The following is an 18698-nucleotide window of genomic DNA, read 5'->3' as shown; positions in this document are numbered from 1 at the left end:
AATAGAAATATCATTAATTATGCTAAGAACTCATACCTGCGGAGCCTTAAGATTAGAAGATAAAAACAAGAATGTAGTATTAAGTGGATGGGTACAACGTGTGCGCGACAAAGGCGGCATGATGTGGATTGACTTAAGGGATCGATATGGCATTACGCAATTGATGTTTGAGGAAGGGAAATCGTCTGATGAGCTAATGGCAATAGCCCGCAGTGTAGGGCGTGAGTTTGTATTACAGGTTAAAGGTGAGGTTGTTGAAAGGTTTTCCAAGAATGATAAAATGAGTACCGGAGATATTGAAATCTTCGTGGAAGAGCTAAAAATTTTAAATGCAGCTAAGACTCCTCCTTTTACTATTGAGGAAGATACTGATGGAGGGGAGGAATTAAGAATGCAGTATCGCTATCTGGATTTGAGAAGAAGTCCTGTGCGTGAGAAGTTGCAGTTGCGTCATAAATTGATGCAGGCTACAAGAAGATACATGGATCAGCAGGATTTTCTGGAAGTGGAAACACCTGTGCTGATTAAGTCCACACCGGAAGGTGCAAGAGACTTTGTGGTGCCTTCACGCGTGCACGAAGGCGAGTTTTATGCATTGCCACAATCTCCTCAAACCTTTAAACAATTATTAATGGTGTCGGGCTTCGATAAGTATTTTCAGATTGTAAAATGCTTTAGAGATGAGGATTTAAGAGCAGACAGACAGCCTGAGTTTACTCAAATTGACTGTGAGCTTTCATTTGTGGAACAGGAAGATATATTGAACACCTTCGAAGGACTGGTGAAATATCTTTTTAAAGAAATAAAAGGAATAGAAGTAGGTGATTTTGAAAGAATGACTTACGATGATGCAATGAAGCTTTATGGCTCAGATAAGCCGGATTTAAGGTTCGGAATGCCTTTCGTAGAAATTAATGACCTGGCCCAAAATAAAGGATTTAATGTTTTTGATTCAGCGGAATTAGTGGTGGCTATTAATGTCCCTGGCTGTTCAGAATATACCCGAAAGCAATTAGATGCTTTAACAGACTTTGTGAAGAGGCCACAGATAGGTGCTAAAGGTTTAGTTTACGTGAAATATAATCTTGATGGTTCTTTAAAATCATCTGTTGATAAGTTTTATTCTGAAGATGATTTACGTACCTGGGCGGAAGCAGCCAATGCTAAACCAGGTGATCTCCTATTAGTGTTAAGTGGGAATACCGACCATACGCGGAAGGCGATGAGCGAGTTAAGGCTTAAAATGGGAAGTGACCTGGAGCTAAGAGACAGGAATACCTTTAAGCCATTATGGGTTTTGGATTTTCCATTATTGGAGTGGGATGAAGACTCGAAGAGATTCCATGCCATGCACCATCCTTTTACTAGTCCGAAGCCGGAGGATTTACATTTGATAGATTCAGAGCCAGGTAAAATCAGAGCCAATGCTTATGATATGGTTATTAATGGAGTAGAAATAGGTGGCGGTAGCATCAGAATTCACGAGCGGGAACTTCAGCAGAAAATGTTTAAAGCATTAGGTTTTACTCCTGAAGAGGCCAAGAAGCAATTTGGCTTTTTATTAGATGCTTTTGAGTATGGCGCTCCTCCGCACGGTGGTATAGCCTTTGGTTTCGATAGGTTATGTGCAATGTTTGGTGGTTCAGATTCAATTCGCGATTATATTGCCTTTCCTAAAAATAATTCAGGTAGGGATGTTATGATTGACTCTCCCGCAACTATTTCTGAAGAGCAACTAAAAGAACTCCACTTGTCCATTAAAACAGCAAAAAGTTGATTGAGCATACTTACATAGAATTGATGGGTTGGACCTTAGCCGACCCATTAACATTTATTACTGATATTATGATGGCTGCCGTATGCTTTTATTGTGGCCACAGACTTTTCTATGATTTTGACAATAAATACAGCAAACTATTTGCCCTGTTCTTTCTTTTTTTAGGCATGTCATCTTTTTTGGGAGGGAGCTCTCACTTGTTGGAGAATTATTTAGGAAGAACCCCTCATTTAGTTGCCTGGTTGGTTCAGGGGATTTCTGTTTTATTTGTTGAATTGGCTTGTATTAAATTGATAGATAAAAGAAATGCCAGAAATCTTTTAAGGGCGATCACTTATGGCTCTTTTGGTATTTTTATTGCCCTACTTTTTAATATTCAGGCTTTTAGCGTGGTTAAATTTAATTCCACTTTAGGTTTAATAGGCTTCGCATTTATAATCCATTTATATAAATACTTTACCACAAAAGATGGTACCTATTTGGGGGTGCCTCTTTCTATATCACTCTTTATCGTTCCTGCATTTGTTCATGGATTTGGTATAAACTATAATGCATGGATTAATCAAAATGTAATAAGCCACCTCATTCTTCTGCCATGTTATTTCATCCTTTACAAAAATGTAGCTAAAGTAGCTGTGCTTACTAAAAAGCAAATTCAGCCAGTACCGCAATCAGGGCAGCAACTATAGAAACAAACAATTTCTGGAAGCTAAAGCTGTGATCCGGGCTACTCTCAAAAAATATAGTAGTGGAAATATGTAAGAAGTTCCCCGAAACTATTGCAAAGAGAATGACAAAGGCATCATCAGAGAAAACTGACTGGTCGTGGAAAAGGCTGCTTAATCCAAGACCTGCAGGGCTGGCAAGGCTGAAAATAGCCAGCACAAGAATCGCTTTCCAGCGGGTATTAAAATGACAAATCATCACTGACATCAAAGCGAAGGCAGCCGGCATTTTATGCATCAATATCCCCAGATAAATAGTATTTGAGTTATCATGAGAATGCATGGTTTCCGGATGAGCCAAAAGTGTACCTTCCAAAAAAGCATGAATGCACAAGGCAATCAATAATCCTATCCATTTGTTATTGCCATGATCATGATGCGCATGTTGAGCATGAAGGTGTCCGTGCTCTACCCCCTCAGAAAAATATTCCAGAATTACCTGAATGAAGAACCCTAACAGCACATATAGAGCTATGTTAGGATTAGATTGGTTATGGGTAAATAACTCTGGAAGAATGTGAATAACAGTGATAGAAAACAAGTAGGCTCCGGCAAATACCAGGCTTAATTTAAAGTATTGATTATTTATTTTAGGAATAAAAAATACTGCCGCTCCAGCTGCAAAAGTGAGAAGGAAAAGTATCAGTGAGTATAAAATCATAATTTTTTAACAATAAAGATCATTCTATCCGAAAACTCAGGCTCATACTGGTTAAGAGAATAATCACCATATATTTGTAAATGCATAAGATTTGCATTACGGAAATAATCTAAAAAAGATATCCTTCTTATTGCCATCACTTTTTCGTAAAACTCAAAAGTTTCATCATTATCAGTAATATTGATTTTCTTAATAATATGAGTGCCATCAAATGAGCGATTTATTTTAAAATGAACCCCCTCAATTTCTTTAGTTTCTTCTTTAACCAGGTTATTGATAACTTTATAAGGATTAAGAAAATCCAGAACAAATATTCCTTCCTGCTTTAATGATTTTGCAATAGCTGAAATAGCTTTCTGGTTGTCCTCTTCCTTTTCAAAGTAGCCGAAGCTGGTAAACATGTTAAAAGCATAATCAAAATAAGCTTCTTTATAAACCTGCCTCATATCGTGGATTTGAAAATGAAGGTTTTCATTAGCAGATTGATTTGCTATTTCAATGTTTCTCTCTGATAAATCAATTCCCTCTACCTGAAATCCCAGACTATTCAGGTAAATTGAATATCTGCCTTTTCCACAAGCAACATCCAATATTTTGTCAGTGGGTTGTATCTCAAGAGATGAGATTAGCCTTTGTATAAAATACCGGGCTTCATTTTCATTTCTGTGTTTATAAAGTATGTGATAATATGGTGAATTAAACCATTTGTTGAACCATTCTTTTCTGCCTTTATCCATAGTTATAAAATAATATTGGAAGAAAGGTTATCTGATGTAAAAGTTTTCATCTCACCTGATCCATCTTCATAAATAAAAAAAGCAGAAACATTAGGTAAGGTTTTTAAAATTTCCTTTGCTTCTTCCAGTCCTGTTACCATAAAAGTAGTGGACCACGCATCGGCCTCCATGCAAGTGGGTGCTACTACTGTAGCGCTGATAATGTCCCTTTGAACCGGATAGCCGGTTCTGGGATCTATCGTATGTCCGTATCTTACACCTTCATAGGTGAAATAATTCCGATAGTTACCCGAGGTTGACATAGCCTTATCATCAACAGAAATGATGGCTATTCTTTTAACATCGCTGGCTTCCGGTTTAGGATTATCAATACCAATTGCCCACAAATCACCATTGGCATTTACTCCTTTTGCACGTAACTCTCCTCCTAGTTCAATCATCATATTTTCTATGCCTTCAGAAACCAAAAAATTAAAGACCACATCAATGGAGTAGCCCTGTGCAATGGCGTTAAAATCCAGTCTTACTTTGTTCATTTTTTTCTTCACCACTTTCTCGTTGAAAGTAATTTTGTCAAAGCCAATATAATTCTTGATTGAATCTATCCTGGCACTATCAGGAATGGTTGGCTTTTCCTGTTTAAAATTCCATGCTTGCATAAGCGGGTACACGGTAGGATCAAATGCTCCATGAGATGCCTCGTATACTGCTTGGGATGCTTGCAAAACCGGCTGAAAGTAGGGTAGTTTGAAATAAAAGCTGTCATTCTCATTAAAAGTTAGTATTTCAGAACCTTTTCTGTAAGTGGAAAGACTTTTGTCAAATTCTAATAGTAAGGAGTCTACAGCACTTTTGAAATTTCTGGAAGCCGAGTCCAGGTAAGTGATGTTGTAAGTAGTACCCTGTGCCTCTCCATTTATATAGATGTAAGCTACTTTGCTCTCCTCATTTTCATTAAAAACCCTGTTCCTTAAAAACCAAACTGTAGCAACAGCTAAAATTAAAACAAGTGAGTAAATCGCATTCTTTTGCCTGTTATTCATAATAATCTTAAAATCTGATGCGAAATTACTTGATAAGTCCATGTTTTACGACTATTTCACTTCTTTTATTCACAGTTTATTGAAAAACTGGATTTATCCTTTGACAATAAATACCACAGATTATTTTAACTTGCAATTAAATTACCAAATGCATGAGAGAAGATTATTTAAGTGGAGATGATGAGCACTTGAGTCCTGTGGAAAAGGAATTTGAAAAGGCCTTGCGGCCTCTTTCTTTTGATGATTTTACAGGTCAGTACAAAGTAGTTGAAAATATCAAAGTGTTTGTTCAGGCGGCTCTTAAAAGAGCTGAACCATTGGATCATGTGCTGTTGCATGGGCCTCCGGGGCTTGGTAAAACTACGCTCTCTCATATTATTGCTAACGAAATGAATAGCAATATTAAAATCACTTCAGGTCCGGTATTGGATAAGCCCGGTGATCTGGCTGGTTTATTAACTAACCTGGAGGAAGGCGATGTTTTATTTATTGATGAAATTCATCGGCTAAATTCTGTTGTAGAGGAGTATTTGTACTCGGCAATGGAAGATTATCGTATCGATATTATGTTGGATTCAGGACCCAATGCCAGATCGGTGCAAATAGGTCTAAATCCTTTTACGCTTATAGGAGCCACTACAAGGTCAGGTTTGCTTACTTCACCTCTCCGTGCACGCTTTGGTATAAATGCAAGGTTAGAATATTATGATGCTGAATTACTTAAGCAAATCATAAAAAGATCGGCCAGTATTTTGAATACCCCCCTTGTGGAAGATGCCGCCTATGAAATTTCCAGAAGAAGTAGAGGTACACCAAGAATAGCCAATATGCTATTGCGCAGGACAAGAGATTTTGCTCAGATTAAAGGTGATGGCACCATTAATAAAGAAATTGCTCAATTTGCATTAAATGCTTTAGATGTGGATGAACATGGTTTGGACGAAATGGACAATAGAATATTAAGCACTATTATAGAGAAATTTAAAGGCGGACCGGTAGGGCTGGGAACTGTAGCTACTGCAGTAGGTGAAGAAGCTGATACAATTGAAGAAGTATATGAGCCTTACCTTATTCAGGAAGGATATATGAAAAGAACTGCCCGCGGCAGACAGGTTACAGAGCTGGCTTACAAACATCTTGGAATCATTCCTCCTTCGAGAACAGGGAGTCTGTTCGATTAAAACGCATTGAAGAAATGAAGGAGGTTAAATTGACTGTGTTTTTATATTCACTGTAAACTTTCTTCAACTGAAGTTTGTAATTAACCAATTGAAAGTAACCTATCTCAGGCTTCTTTTAAATTCTTCCATCAAAGGGAAAACAACCTGATGCAAAATTCACATGCCAAAAATTCCAGTATTATTAAAGCAATAGCTTCAGAATTGGGCTTTCAATTTTGTGGCATTGCAAAGGCGGAATTTTTGGAAGAAGAGGCACCCCGGCTGGAATCCTGGCTGAAAAAGAATTACCAGGGCAAAATGGCTTATATGTCTAATCATTTTGATAAAAGACTGGATCCTACTAAGCTGGTGGAGGGTGCAAAATCTGTAGTGTCCTTGCTCTATAATTATTATCCTTCTGAAGATATTTCCAGTAATGGTTCTTACAAAATTGCCAAATATGCCTATGGCAAAGATTATCACTTTGTGATTAAAGAGAAGCTAAAAGATTTTATGGCTCGTATTCATGAGGCAATTGGCGAGGTAGGTGGGCGTGCTTTTGTAGATTCTGCTCCAGTGATGGAAAGGCAGTGGGCAGCTAAAAGTGGTTTAGGCTGGCTGGGAAAAAATTCCCTTTTGCTCAATAAACAAAGAGGTAGTTTTTTTTTCCTGGCAGAGTTAATAATTGATTTGCCATTGGAGCCTGACGGACCAGTAAAAGATTATTGTGGTACCTGTACAAAATGTATAGATGCTTGCCCTACGGATGCGATTGTTGGTAATCAGGTGATTGATGCATCTAAATGTATTTCTTATCTTACCATTGAGCTAAAGGATGAAATACCAGATGCATTTTCAGGGAAAATGGATGATTGGATGTTTGGTTGCGATATTTGCCAGGATGTTTGCCCGTGGAACAGGTTTTCTTCCCCGCATAATGAAAAAGCGTTTAAACCTCATGCTCAGCTTAGGGAAATGAAGAAATCTGAATGGAAGGAGCTTACTAGAGAAGTATTTAACGAAATTTTTAAAAAGTCAGCAGTTAAGAGAACAAAATATGAAGGGCTTATGAGAAATGTGAAATTTTTGGAAGAGAGTGCTAAGTAATAAAAAAGGCCTCCTAAAGGAAGCCTGAAGTAAAATTTAAATACCTGAGAAATGTTTGTTTAAAACATCATTGTACTTCGAACTGAAATTTCGATAGCACCAATCCTTTAACGAATACAACTCTTTTTCTACTAAAAGAGCAATAGCTTTGATCAACTCTTTCTCAAAAAGCCTTTTGTCAAAGCTTACTTTAGAAAGTATCGATTTAACGTAATCTAACATAGCTATTATGGTTTAGGTTTGTAGTTAAGAAATAAAAGAACTTTCCACTAATTAAAGGGAAAGTAATATAGTAATTTTCCATAAGAATCGGAAATTATCCATTAATTTTAACGTTGAAATAACATAAAAATTACTCATAAAACGGAGATAACAATGAATAGGTTGAAAAAAATTATCTCATTATTTTCATTGAATATATTTACCCTGTTAAGTGTACAGGCACAGGATATTTCTATCAATTTAGGTCCTTCAGAAATAGCTCTTAACCAGGCTTTTACCATCACTATTAATGTGGAAGGAGAGACCTTGAAATCGTACGATAAATTTCCTGATATTAATGGATTAATAAAAAGAGGTACTTCTAGCAGCAGTTCTACTAATATATTTAACGGTCAGGTAACACGGAGTCAGAGTGTAACCCAAACCTATGTAGCAGAGCGTGAAGGAACAGTTACTATTCCCCCATTTACTATCACAGTAAATGGAAAGGAAGTAAGCTCTCCGGGAAAAACCATTAAGATAGGGCCTGCTCAACAAAAACAACAAAAAAGAAGGTACGATCCCTTCGGAAGCGATCCTTTCGAAGATTTTTTCGGACGAGGAAATGATGCTACAGAGTTTGTAGATGTTAAGGAAGATGCTTTTTTTGCAGTAACTACCAATAAAGATGAAGTTTATGTGGGGGAAGGTGTAAATACGACACTTGCTTTTTATGTCTCCGATGAAAACAGAGCACCCTTACAATTTCATGACTTAACTAATCAGCTGGGTCAAATTCTTAAGAAAATTCGTCCTGCTAATGTGTGGGAGGAAAATTTCAGCATTGAGAATATTACACCTGAACCAGTCATGTTAAATGGCAAGCGTTACAGCGTTTACAAGATATTTCAGGCTACTTTTTTTCCTTTAAATGAAGAGGATCTGGTTTTTCCGAAAGTAGGTTTGGAAATGATTAAGTATCAACTGGCTAAAAATCCCAGCTTCTTTGGCCAGAACAGAAAAGAAGATTTTAAAACTTTTTATTCTCAGCCTAAAACTGTTAAAGTGAAGCCTCTTCCACCTCATCCGTTAAAAGATGTGGTTTCCGTGGGTAATTACGAACTTCAGGAGAAAATAAGTGGTACTCAGGCACAAACAGGAGGAAGTTTCCAGTATGAGTTTGCTATCAGAGGTACTGGAAACATTGCGAATATTAATGAGCCCAGAATCAAGAAGGACAAGCAACTGGAAATTTACCCACCTAATTCTCAGGAAAGAATTACGCGAAGTGGGGTATCAGTAATGGGAACCAAGTCTTTTAATTACTACATAGTGCCTAAGGAGCCGGGTGAATATAAGTTGGCTGATTACATCAATTTTGTGTTTTTCAATACCAAAACGCAAAAATATGACACCTTAAAATCAGATTATACCTTACAGGTAGAGGGCAGTAGCCTAAAAAACAAAGTAATAAGTGATGCTTCTGCAGAAGGCCTATTTTATGATAGAATAGAATCTGAAAATAATGAACTGCAAAGTTTAGCCGGCTTTGACTGGATGCGGACGGTAGTAAATATCTTTATTGTGTTGGCTTTGGCTATTTCATTGTTCATATTATTTAAAAAGTCATAAATTGCGCTTCAATTTTTAGTAGATGAGTAATAGTTTTGGTAAAATCTTCAAAATTACTACCTATGGGGAATCTCATGGTGTAGGAATAGGGGTAATCATTGATGGTTGTCCCGCAGGTGTTGATGTAGATGAAGATCTGATCAGAGTTGAGATGCAGAGGCGAAAACCAGGTCAATCAAAAATTACTACTCAGCGGAAAGAAGAAGATGAGGTGGAAATACTCTCAGGTGTATTTGAGGGTAAAACAACAGGCACTCCCCTTGCGCTCAGCATTAGAAATCAGGATCAGAAAAGTAAGGATTATTCTCATATTAAGGATAGCTACAGGCCTTCTCATGCAGATTATACTTATGATAAAAAGTATGGCGTAAGAGACTACCGTGGTGGCGGAAGAAGCTCAGCCCGTGAAACGGCAGCAAGAGTTGCAGCAGGGGCTATTGCTAAAATGTTTTTAGCTCACTATGGTATTAAAGTACAGGCATATGTCTCTCAGGTGGGTGATTTTAAGCTTAAGAAGCATTATTCCCAAATGGATTTGTCTCGGGCGGAAGAAAACATTGTAAGGTGTCCCGATGCAGAAACGGCTGAAAAGATGATTGAACTGATTGATGAAACCCGGAAAAACAGGGACACAATTGGGGGTATCGTATCATGTTTAATTGAGAATGTTCCTGTAGGTTTAGGAGAACCTGTTTTTGATAAACTTCATGCTGTTTTAGGGCAAGCAATGTTGAGCATTAATGCTGTTAAAGGTTTTGAATACGGTAGTGGCTTTGAAGGGGTGAAAATGTACGGGTCGGAACATAATGATGTATTCGTGAAAGAGGGTGATAAAATAGTTACTAGAACTAATCATTCCGGAGGTATACAAGGTGGTATTTCCAATGGAGAAGATATATATATGAACGTGGCTTTTAAACCTATTGCCACTATCATGAATGATCAGGAAAGTATAGATAAGGAAGGAAATAAAGTTACGGTGTCAGGAAAGGGCAGGCATGACCCATGCGTAGTACCAAGAGCAGTGCCTATAGTGGAGGCTATGGCAGCTTTAACTATTGCGGACTTTATATTAAGAGCGAAAACAAGTAAGATTGAATGAAAAAATTACCATTACATATTAAGATTATTTTTGGTTTAGTGGCGGGGATTGCCTGGGCATTTATTTCTAGTTACTTAGGCTGGAATCAGTTTACTATAGATTGGATTGACCCATTCGGTACTATTTTTATTCGCATATTAAAAGCCATTGCAGTACCATTGGTTTTGCTATCAATAATAAGCGGGGTTTCAAGCCTTACTGACATCAATAAATTAGGCAAGCTTGGCCTGAAAACGATTGTTTTTTATATATTCTCCACCATTCTGGCTGTGGGAATAGGGCTTACTTTAGTGAATTTATTTCAACCCGGTAAATTTGTTAATGAAGAGCAAAGAGTGAAAAACAGGATTAAGTATGAGCTTTGGGTAAGTGAGAATCCTGATGTGCCGAAGCCAAAAGATGGTAGATCTTTTCTACAGGAAGCAAAATACCAGGATTTAGTGAGCAGTGCTATTGATGAAGAAGCAATGGATAGCCTAAAACAGGTGGCAGCAGAGAGAAATCAAAGGGTAGATCAATTAGCAGCGTCTGCTGATGAAACTGCCAATCAAGGGCCTCTTACATTTTTTGTAGAAATGGTTCCTGAGAATGTTTTTGGTGCTTTTGGATCTAACAGCAATATGCTTCAGGTAATTTTCTTTGCACTATTCTTCGGCATAACATTAGCTATGCTACCTAACTCCAAAGTGCAGGGGGTGCTGGACTTTGTAAATGGAGCAAATGAGGCCATTCTTAAGATGGTAGATATTATCATGAAAGCTGCACCATTCTTTGTATTTGCTTTACTGGCAGGTGTGATTGCTAAAATGGCCAATACTCCGGCAGAAGTACTGCAAATTTTTAAAGGTTTAGGAAGCTACTCATTGGTATTGCTTTTTGGGCTTTTATTCATGGTTTTTGTTCTGTACCCATTAGTAATCTCAGCTTTTGTTAAAAAAATTAGCTATAGAGAGTTTTTCAGACGTTTTAGCCCGGCTCAGTTTCTGGCTTTTTCTACTTCAAGTAGTGCAGCCACATTACCTGTAACTATGGAGTGTGTAGAAGAAAACATGGGTGTTTCAAAGAAAATTTCCAGTTTTGTTTTACCTATAGGAGCTACAGTAAATATGGACGGAACAAGTATGTATCAGGCAATTGCTGTGGTTTTTCTGGCTCAACTCCATATGGTTGATCTTACGTTGGGGCAGCAATTAACAATTGTTTTGACTGCAACTCTTGCATCCATAGGTTCGGCAGCTGTGCCTAGTGCTGGTTTGGTAATGATGATTATTGTATTAAACTCAGTAGGACTAAATCCGGCATGGGTGGCCATTATTTTTCCGGTAGACAGAATTCTGGATATGTTTAGAACAGTGGTGAACGTTACAGGCGATGCAACTGTTTCTACTTTGATTGCACAGTCAGAGGGAGAACTAAATGTGCCGGAAGACGTTCCTGCAAGTAAATAATTTAAAGCATTATAAATAGATTAAAATGAGTACACAGACACAACAACCTGTTACTATATATTTGGAGTCAAATCCTAATCCTAATTCACTAAAGTTTGCTACTAATCAAATGTTGGTGCCAGAAGGGGACTCCTTCGATTTCCCGTCTGCCGAGGCTACAAAAAATGCACCGTTGGCAGCTTTATTATTTGAAAAGCCTTACGTAGAGCGGGTTTTTTACATGAGTAATTTTATTACCGTTACTAAAAATCCGGAGATTGAATGGGCTGAAATTCAAAATGAAATAAAAGCTGTTATCAAAGATTTTCTTGAAAGCGGACAGCGAGTAATTGATTTGAAACCAGCTGATTTAGTGGAAAAACCCAACACAAGCGAAAATGCTGAGATAGAAGAGCAGATCAAAAATATTTTAGAAGAATATATCAAGCCAGCTGTTGAGCAGGATGGAGGAGCAATATCTTTTCATTCTTATGAAAAAGATTCTCAAAAAGTCCACTTATTATTGCAGGGGGCATGCAGCGGCTGTCCCTCTTCAACCATTACTTTAAAAGCGGGGATTGAAAACTTGCTAAAAAGGATGCTTCCGAACGATGTGAAGGAGGTTGAAGCACAAGGAGTTTGATTTTATGGAGAGGAAAGAAAGTTGATAATCTGCTTTCTTTCTTCTCTGTGCTTTCTTTTTGCTATTCTTTTTGTTTTCACTACCTATTACTATCAATGAAAAATATCCGACCCTTTCATGTTGCTTTTCCTGTGAAAAGTTTATCTGCTACACGTCAGTTTTTTGAAGAAGTCCTGAATTGTAAAATTGGCAGGAGTTCTGAAAGATGGATTGATTTTGATTTATATGGCCACCAGCTTTCCGCACACTTAACCGAACATGCTATACAAGAACCACCTGCTAACGAGGTAGATGGAAAGCAAGTGCCCATTAAGCATTTTGGAGTTATTCTGGAGTGGGATGAATGGCACCAATTAGCCGAAAGATTGGAGAAACATCAAATTGATTTTATCATAAAACCTTATATTCGCTTTAAAGGTGAGGCTGGAGAACAGGCTACCATGTTTTTTTTAGATCCTAGTGGAAATGCCTTAGAATTTAAGGCTTTTAAGGATGATGCCTCTATTTTTAAGTCCTAGCTTCTTTATTTTTTAGCCAATCTTTTCGTTACAGTGTTTTATCTGTAGCTGTAAAAAGATGAACGGAATTTAATGATTTTTCAAGCTATTTTCTTCAATGGAATTAAAAGAACTATATCGTCTTGTGCGTAAGGGAGAAGGGGAAACTCTGGAATTTAAAAGAAAAGCAGCCCATCCTGAGAAAATTGTCAGAGAAGTGGTAGCTTTTGCAAATACTAAGGGTGGAGATCTTTTAATTGGCGTAGATGATAATGGAACCATTCCCGGTGTAAAGTATGCTGAGGAAGAAATATTTGTGCTGAATAAAGCAATTTTCACGTTATGTAAGCCAAAGGTTAAATTTCAATATGATATTATTCCTTTGGATGAGGAGCAAAGTCGCTCTGTAGTTCATTATCAGATTGCGGAAAGTAAAAAGAAACCTCATTATGCATTACCTGACACTACTGCTGAGTGGGGAAAGGCTTATGTGAGAGTTCTGGATAAAAGCATTCAGGCAAGCAAAGAAGTACGCAGTATTATCAAATTATCGAATAGGAAATCCGCAAAGGTTTTTTCTATTGAGGATAAAGAAAGACTCTTACTCAAGTATCTGGATGAACATAAGAATATTACCCTAAGCCAATTCCAGAAGATTAGTAATCTCAATAAATATAAAGCTTCCCGAATTTTAATCACCTTAGTGCTATCTAACATATTATTTGTTCGTCCGTCAGATAAAGAAGATGTATTTAGCCTGGCTCCTATTGTTAATTTCTAGGAAATAGTACATCATTGATAGAATATTTGTATAATTCTTCAATAATTTCTTTTATTATTCTTATAATTGAAACTTAATTAATTATATAATTTTACAAATAAGCACAAAATTTTATGGATGCTCAAAAGGTTGATATGTTTATCATGAACAATGGTAAATTTTTTGAAAGTTATCAATTACCTCAAATCAGAGAAAGATTGATGAATGCGGATGATTCTAAATGGTCAATGATCCAGATGACGCAATTCAAAGATCCAACAATTAGTCTAATTATTTCGATTATTGCCGGTTCTTTAGGAATTGACAGGTTTATGATTGGAGATACAGGTCTCGGTATCGGTAAATTGTTAACTTGTGGAGGCTTTGGAATTTGGGCCATAGTTGATTGGTTTCTTATAATGGGAGCTACGAAAGAAAAGAATATTGATAAATTACAGCAAGTACTTTAATAAAATATGAACAAAAAAAGCCTGTACATACTCATTATGGTAATTAGCCTTTTGAGCTATGGCTGGCTTTTTTTTATCATTTCAGGCAAGCCTACTAATGGTAGCCTTTTTACTGTTTGTTTTTTTAAAAGTGTAACCTCCGTTCCTTGTCCTGCTTGCGGAACCACCCGAAGTGTTGTAACCCTTCTTGAAGGCAATGTGAATAATGCTATCATGATAAATCCCTTCGGTATTTTAGCAATTGTTTTACTGATTACTTTACCTCCTTGGGTTATGTATGACCTGATCAAAAGAAGAGAAAGCTTCTACAGGTTTTATAAACGAGCAGAATTATTTGTTCAACAAAAATACGTGGCTTCTGCTCTTATTATGGTTGTAATAGCTAATTGGGTGTGGAATATAATGAAAGAAATATGATTACTACAGGTAAATTTTTTTATAAAGTTGATGAATCCGAAGGAGAGAGAGCTTCAAATAGCTACCTTATGTCGTTGGTAGCAATAGTTGCCGGCCTTCCTCTTCCCATTATCAATCTGTTAGCTACTTTTATATTTTATCTGGGTAATAGGAAGTCCACTCCTTTTGTGAGGTGGCATTGTACCCAGGCACTTTTTTCTCAGCTATCACTAGTAATTATTAATAGCATTGGCTTCTGGTGGACAATGTCAATGATTGTTGGAGCAAACTCCCTTTCAAATGACTACATAGGTTACATGATAGTATTGCTGTCCTTTAATTTAGGTGAATTTATCGCTACTATCTATACTGCAATTCAGACAAGAAAAGGAATTCATGTGAAATGGTGGTTTTATGGTGATTTCTCCGATGCAATGATTAAAGATTAGTAAAATGAAGATATTAGTAAGGTTTTTAGTATTTGTCGTAGGCTTTGTAGCTATTTGGATGGCTATGGCTCAAATCAATTGGATTGAAATTCTACATGTTCAGCAAGCATCAGATAAGACCGAAAAAGAACTGACACGGATTATTAAAGAATCCATTGAACGCACAGAAGAAATCATTAAAGACAGTGATGTAAAGTATACTATCGACAGTATTGTAGATAAATTAGCAAAGGAAAATTACCTCGATGCGGGTAAATTAACTGTAATGGTGGTAAACAATCCTCAGGTAAATGCATTTGCCCTTCCTGATGATCATATAATAATTTACAGTGGTTTAATTAAAGAATGTGGCAGTGCTGAAGCTTTAAGTGGGGTTATTGCCCATGAAATGGCTCATTTAGAACTTAACCATGTAATGAAGAAGTTGGTGAAAGAAGTGGGTGTTTCAGTATTAGTTTCCATGACTTCCAGCGGGGGAGGACAGGTGATACAGGAGGTTACTAGTACGCTTACATCATCTGCCTATGACCGCTCACTGGAAGCAGAAGCAGATGAGTATGCTGTACATTATTTGCTAAATGCTGATATTAACCCCAATCCTTTAGCGGATTTTTTTTATCAGTTGGCATTGAATGAGCCTGAATTTGCTTCTGAGCTAGGTTGGCTCAGCACTCATCCTGATAGTAAAGAAAGAGCGCTGGAAATTATTGAGCAGGTAAAAAATAAGGGCGATGTGTACCGCCCTGTAATTTCTGAAAGTTCCTGGAATTTGCTCCTCGAAAAAGTGGAGATTTATTCGGGTCAGGAGCTATAGCTTTACAGCAACTCCAAGCCTTAGCGCAAAACCATTGTTGACGGCAAAATAATCGGCCATTGTTTCCAGTCGCCAATTGGAATTGAGCCCTATTGCATAGCCCATACCAAGTGCTACATCTGAATTATTATTGAGGATAGCTCTTAATCTAAGGAAAACAGGATTAATTGGATAGAATCTAAAACCTAATGAACCTCCAAGGTCTTTCTCAATAAATTCAAGCCCACCTGTAACAGCAAAACTACTGGCCACGAAATAATTGGCTTCCACTCCAAAGCGGTATTTTGGTACATTTTCAAAGAAGGGAGTACTTAGTAAGTCAAGGCCACCGGCAATTCTCCACTGGGCTTTTGACTCAAAAGCAGTGATGACAAATAGTAGCAATGCAATTGTTAAAATTTTCTTCATAGTATTTAATTGGATTTTGGTGTAAAACTATTCAAAAGTACTTAAAGCATCTTTAACAAAATGTTAAATAAAAGCTTAGAACTTACTTTGTTGTTACTGGAATTGGAGGTAAATCGATACGCTGTTGGTCACTAATTCATTAATCGGACTGCTGTAAGAATTCTGCCGATCAAATAATGCGTTGGAAAAACCTCTTGAGAAACGAATTTCAGGAGAGAATTTAAAAAGTTTATAATAGATGTCCACCCCAAAGCCAAACTCCAGAGCCATGTTGAAAGTGTTGATTAAAAGTACGTCTTCATTTATTTCTTCAGGCCTTTTCCCGCTTACTTCAAAGGATGGTTTTACTCCGCCAATTAAATAGGCCCTGAAATTTCCTCTGCGTTGAGATTTATATTTAAACAATAAAGGTAGCTCAGCATAAAAAGCCTCTTTTTTACCTTGAAAAACCTGTGGAGCTGCCTGATCGAATGTGTTGTAATTTAATGTATACTGGTATAGGCCTACCCCTGGCAGCACACGAAAATCAAGGTATTGAGCCAGCCTCAGGTTTACAATAAAGCCTACCGTGAAGCCGGGTGACTCCAGTGGGATGACAGAATGCAGGGAGTCAAACCTGTTGGACATGTAAGCCTGATTATACTTTACTTTCATGCTTGCCATGTGCCCCCCAATGTAGAAGCCGTAATGGATGAGCTCATTATCATAATTAGGAAGGTTTTCCTTCTCACGATACTGAGCTGAAATATTAAAAGGAATGAGTAATCCTGCGAGCAGGATTATTTTATACCTGTATAGATGGAGCTTATTCCTAAAGTTAATGGTTTGCATTTAGTATTTTTAAAGCCTAGCTTATCTAGTTTTGATGTAAAGGCAGCACCATCAGGGAAAGATTTTACAGACTCAGGTAAATAGGTGTAAGCTGCATTATCTTTTGAGATGGTTTTACCAATTGTTGGTAAGATATTTTTAAAATAGAAATTATACAATTGCTTAAACGGAAAACTTTTTGGTTTGGAAAATTCGAGCACTACTACTTTTCCTCCGGGTCTCAAAACCCTATACATTTCAGCCAGTCCTTTTTCTAAATTCTCAAAATTTCTTACTCCAAAAGCAACGATAATTGCGTCAAACATATTGTCTTCAAAAGGCAGGTTTTCAGAATCTCCTGATTTGAGAGTGATGCGATCATCCAGCTTTCTCTTTTTTAGCTTTTCTCGCCCTACATTTAGCATGCCTTCAGAAATATCCACTCCGATTACCTTATCAGGGTTCAAGCTCAATGATTCAATGGCAAAGTCACCTGTACCTGTGGCTATATCCAATATTACTTTAGGTTGGATTTCTTTAAGTAATTTGATTGCTTTTTTTCTCCACCTTATATCTATACCTAAGCTGAGAAAATGGTTGAGAAAATCATATTTAGGGCTGATGTTGTCAAACATATCAGCTACCTGCTGTTTTTTACCTGAATCTTTATCTTTGTAAGGGAGTACTGTCATCCGATTTGATATTAAGTGCAAACTTCTAACAAAACCTAAACGGAATTGATTTGTTTGCTTTAGATTAAGTTAAAAAAAAGTCTCGCCATTGATGGAGAGACTTTTTTTATAATATAAAAATTTACAAACTAGTTTTTTTATATAATTAACATCGCATCACCATATGAAAGGAACCTGTAGTTCTCTTTAATGGCTACTTTATAGGCGTTAATTACATTCTCATAACCTCCAAACGCACAAGCCATCATTAATAAAGTAGATTCCGGCATGTGGAAGTTTGTTAATAAAGCATTACAGATTTTAAAATCGTAGGGAGGGAAGATAAACCTGTCGGTCCAGCCTTCATTTCCTTTTAATCTGTTGTTGGCATTTACAGAAGATTCCATTGAGCGCATTGATGTAGTTCCTACAGCACAAACACGTTTCTTATTATCCAATGCTTCATTAACTATTTCAGCAGTTTTTGAAGGCACCTTATAATTTTCCGAATCCATTTTGTGCTTTGTAAGGTCTTCCACATCAACAGGTCTGAATGTTCCTAAGCCAATATGTAGTGTGATCGGACTTGTTTTTACACCTTTCAATTCCATCCTCTTCAAAATTTGACGGGTAAAGTGCATTCCAGCTGTAGGAGCTGCAACGGCACCAATTTCTTCGGCATAAATAGTCTGAAAACGATCTCTGTCAGCTTCCTCAACAGGTCTTTTAATATATTTTGGTAATGGAGTTTCGCCTAAAGTGTCTACCATTTTGTAGAAAGCCTCATCGTCACCATCGTATAAGAATCTGATTGTTCTACCTCTTGAAGTAGTATTGTCAATTACTTCCGCAACCAACTCTCCATCTCCAAAATAAAGCTTGTTGCCTACCCTGATTTTTCTGGCCGGATCAACCAATACATCCCATAGATGCATCTCTTTATTGAGTTCTCTCAATAGGAATACTTCTATCTGAGCGCCTGTTTTTTCCTTGTTTCCATACAATCGGGCAGGGAAAACCTTGGTATTGTTAGTTACTAAAACATCACCATCATCAAAGTAATCTACAATGTCTTTGAAAACTTTATGTTCAATTTTTCCGGTATCTTTGTGTAAAACCAGTAATTTTGAGAGATCCCTGTCTTCAGCAGGATGTTGAGCCACTAATTTTAGTGGTAAATCGAATTTGAATTCTGATAATTTCATACT

Annotated in this window: 22 protein-coding genes; 14 read left to right on the top strand and 8 right to left on the bottom strand. The window is 37.1% G+C overall.

Features of this window, described 5'->3' with window-relative positions; translation table 11 throughout:
- The first annotated feature begins 19 nt into the window (after positions 1-19).
- Positions 20-1777, top strand: coding sequence for an aspartate--tRNA ligase (gene aspS, locus IEV85_RS14460; RefSeq protein ID WP_188464616.1), 1758 nt, complete (start codon positions 20-22; stop codon positions 1775-1777).
- Entirely contained in the window at positions 1774-2466 is a 693-nt protein-coding gene (locus IEV85_RS14455) for a DUF6962 family protein (protein ID WP_188464614.1), read from the top strand. The genes aspS and IEV85_RS14455 overlap by 4 nt, the downstream gene beginning before the upstream one ends.
- On the opposite strand, the gene IEV85_RS14450 is transcribed toward IEV85_RS14455, so the two are convergent.
- From IEV85_RS14450 to IEV85_RS14440, 3 genes are read right to left on the bottom strand one after another with little or no spacing between them, the layout of a single operon-like run.
- Positions 2420-3163 carry a ZIP family metal transporter gene (locus IEV85_RS14450; RefSeq protein WP_188464612.1) on the bottom strand — a complete coding sequence of 248 codons (744 nt, stop codon included), beginning with the start codon at positions 3161-3163 and terminating at the stop codon, positions 2420-2422. The two genes, IEV85_RS14455 and IEV85_RS14450, sit on opposite strands and share 47 nt — an antisense overlap.
- Positions 3160-3900 carry a class I SAM-dependent methyltransferase gene (locus IEV85_RS14445; protein ID WP_188464610.1) on the bottom strand — a complete coding sequence of 247 codons (741 nt, stop codon included), beginning with the start codon at positions 3898-3900 and terminating at the stop codon, positions 3160-3162. Before IEV85_RS14445 ends, IEV85_RS14450 begins: the two co-directional genes overlap by 4 nt.
- 2 nt (positions 3901-3902) lie before the next feature.
- Positions 3903-4985 carry an FAD:protein FMN transferase gene (locus IEV85_RS14440; protein ID WP_188464608.1) on the bottom strand — a complete coding sequence of 361 codons (1083 nt, stop codon included), beginning with the start codon at positions 4983-4985 and terminating at the stop codon, positions 3903-3905.
- A 110-nt stretch (positions 4986-5095) separates the two neighbouring features.
- Between IEV85_RS14440 and ruvB the strand changes: the two genes are divergently transcribed.
- Both ruvB and queG read left to right on the top strand, forming a co-directional pair.
- Positions 5096-6124 carry a Holliday junction branch migration DNA helicase RuvB gene (gene ruvB, locus IEV85_RS14435; RefSeq protein ID WP_188464606.1) on the top strand — a complete coding sequence of 343 codons (1029 nt, stop codon included), beginning with the start codon at positions 5096-5098 and terminating at the stop codon, positions 6122-6124.
- A 147-nt stretch (positions 6125-6271) separates the two neighbouring features.
- Positions 6272-7210: a tRNA epoxyqueuosine(34) reductase QueG gene (gene queG / locus IEV85_RS14430; protein WP_188464604.1), complete on the top strand. Its 939-nt coding sequence runs from the start codon at positions 6272-6274 to the stop codon at positions 7208-7210.
- A gap of 36 nt (positions 7211-7246) precedes the next feature.
- On the opposite strand, the gene IEV85_RS14425 is transcribed toward queG, so the two are convergent.
- Positions 7247-7432, bottom strand: a complete 186-nt coding sequence (locus IEV85_RS14425) for a hypothetical protein (RefSeq protein WP_188464602.1) — start codon at positions 7430-7432, stop codon at positions 7247-7249.
- Positions 7433-7585: 153 nt separating this feature from the next.
- Between IEV85_RS14425 and IEV85_RS14420 the strand changes: the two genes are divergently transcribed.
- From IEV85_RS14420 to IEV85_RS14375, 10 genes are all read left to right on the top strand, one after another.
- A complete protein-coding gene (locus IEV85_RS14420) occupies positions 7586-9043 on the top strand; it encodes a BatD family protein (protein WP_188464600.1) in 1458 nt (485 codons plus the stop codon).
- A 22-nt stretch (positions 9044-9065) separates the two neighbouring features.
- A complete protein-coding gene (aroC, locus tag IEV85_RS14415; RefSeq protein ID WP_188464598.1) occupies positions 9066-10145 on the top strand; it encodes a chorismate synthase in 1080 nt (359 codons plus the stop codon).
- Positions 10142-11593: a dicarboxylate/amino acid:cation symporter gene (locus tag IEV85_RS14410; RefSeq protein WP_188464596.1), complete on the top strand. Its 1452-nt coding sequence runs from the start codon at positions 10142-10144 to the stop codon at positions 11591-11593. The genes aroC and IEV85_RS14410 overlap by 4 nt, the downstream gene beginning before the upstream one ends.
- Before the next feature lie 25 nt (positions 11594-11618).
- Positions 11619-12215, top strand: a complete 597-nt coding sequence (locus IEV85_RS14405; RefSeq protein ID WP_188464594.1) for a NifU family protein — start codon at positions 11619-11621, stop codon at positions 12213-12215.
- 95 nt (positions 12216-12310) lie between these two features.
- The gene (locus IEV85_RS14400) at positions 12311-12733 is read left to right on the top strand and encodes a VOC family protein (RefSeq protein ID WP_188464592.1); all 423 of its coding nucleotides are present in this window, start codon (positions 12311-12313) and stop codon (positions 12731-12733) included.
- 97 nt (positions 12734-12830) lie between these two features.
- Positions 12831-13493, top strand: coding sequence for an AlbA family DNA-binding domain-containing protein (locus IEV85_RS14395; protein ID WP_188464590.1), 663 nt, complete (start codon positions 12831-12833; stop codon positions 13491-13493).
- A 113-nt stretch (positions 13494-13606) separates the two neighbouring features.
- Positions 13607-13942: a TM2 domain-containing protein gene (locus tag IEV85_RS14390; RefSeq protein ID WP_188464588.1), complete on the top strand. Its 336-nt coding sequence runs from the start codon at positions 13607-13609 to the stop codon at positions 13940-13942.
- Between the two features lie 6 nt (positions 13943-13948).
- Complete coding sequence (locus IEV85_RS14385; protein WP_188464586.1) at positions 13949-14359, top strand: DUF2752 domain-containing protein; 411 nt, start codon at positions 13949-13951, stop codon at positions 14357-14359.
- Positions 14356-14787 (top strand): magnetosome magnetite crystal formation protein family, encoded by a 432-nt coding sequence (locus IEV85_RS14380; protein WP_188464584.1) that lies wholly within the window; start codon positions 14356-14358, stop codon positions 14785-14787. Before IEV85_RS14385 ends, IEV85_RS14380 begins: the two co-directional genes overlap by 4 nt.
- Positions 14788-14791: 4 nt before the next feature.
- Positions 14792-15601, top strand: a complete 810-nt coding sequence (locus IEV85_RS14375) for a M48 family metallopeptidase (protein WP_188464582.1) — start codon at positions 14792-14794, stop codon at positions 15599-15601.
- On the opposite strand, the gene IEV85_RS14370 is transcribed toward IEV85_RS14375, so the two are convergent.
- The 4 genes from IEV85_RS14370 to queA form a co-directional block, all read right to left on the bottom strand.
- Positions 15596-16009 (bottom strand): hypothetical protein, encoded by a 414-nt coding sequence (locus tag IEV85_RS14370; RefSeq protein WP_188464581.1) that lies wholly within the window; start codon positions 16007-16009, stop codon positions 15596-15598. The two genes, IEV85_RS14375 and IEV85_RS14370, sit on opposite strands and share 6 nt — an antisense overlap.
- Before the next feature lie 93 nt (positions 16010-16102).
- The gene (porT, locus tag IEV85_RS14365; protein WP_188464578.1) at positions 16103-16840 is read right to left on the bottom strand and encodes a type IX secretion/gliding motility protein PorT/SprT; all 738 of its coding nucleotides are present in this window, start codon (positions 16838-16840) and stop codon (positions 16103-16105) included.
- Positions 16789-17511, bottom strand: coding sequence for a bifunctional demethylmenaquinone methyltransferase/2-methoxy-6-polyprenyl-1,4-benzoquinol methylase UbiE (gene ubiE / locus IEV85_RS14360; RefSeq protein WP_188464576.1), 723 nt, complete (start codon positions 17509-17511; stop codon positions 16789-16791). The genes porT and ubiE overlap by 52 nt, the downstream gene beginning before the upstream one ends.
- A 137-nt stretch (positions 17512-17648) precedes the next feature.
- A complete protein-coding gene (gene queA / locus IEV85_RS14355) occupies positions 17649-18695 on the bottom strand; it encodes a tRNA preQ1(34) S-adenosylmethionine ribosyltransferase-isomerase QueA (protein ID WP_188464574.1) in 1047 nt (348 codons plus the stop codon).
- Positions 18696-18698 lie beyond the last annotated feature (3 nt).

It is taken from the genome of Marivirga lumbricoides (assembly GCF_014636295.1).
GTDB lineage: Bacteria > Bacteroidota > Bacteroidia > Cytophagales > Cyclobacteriaceae > Marivirga > Marivirga lumbricoides.
This window is presented reverse-complemented; position numbering and strand designations above follow the sequence as displayed.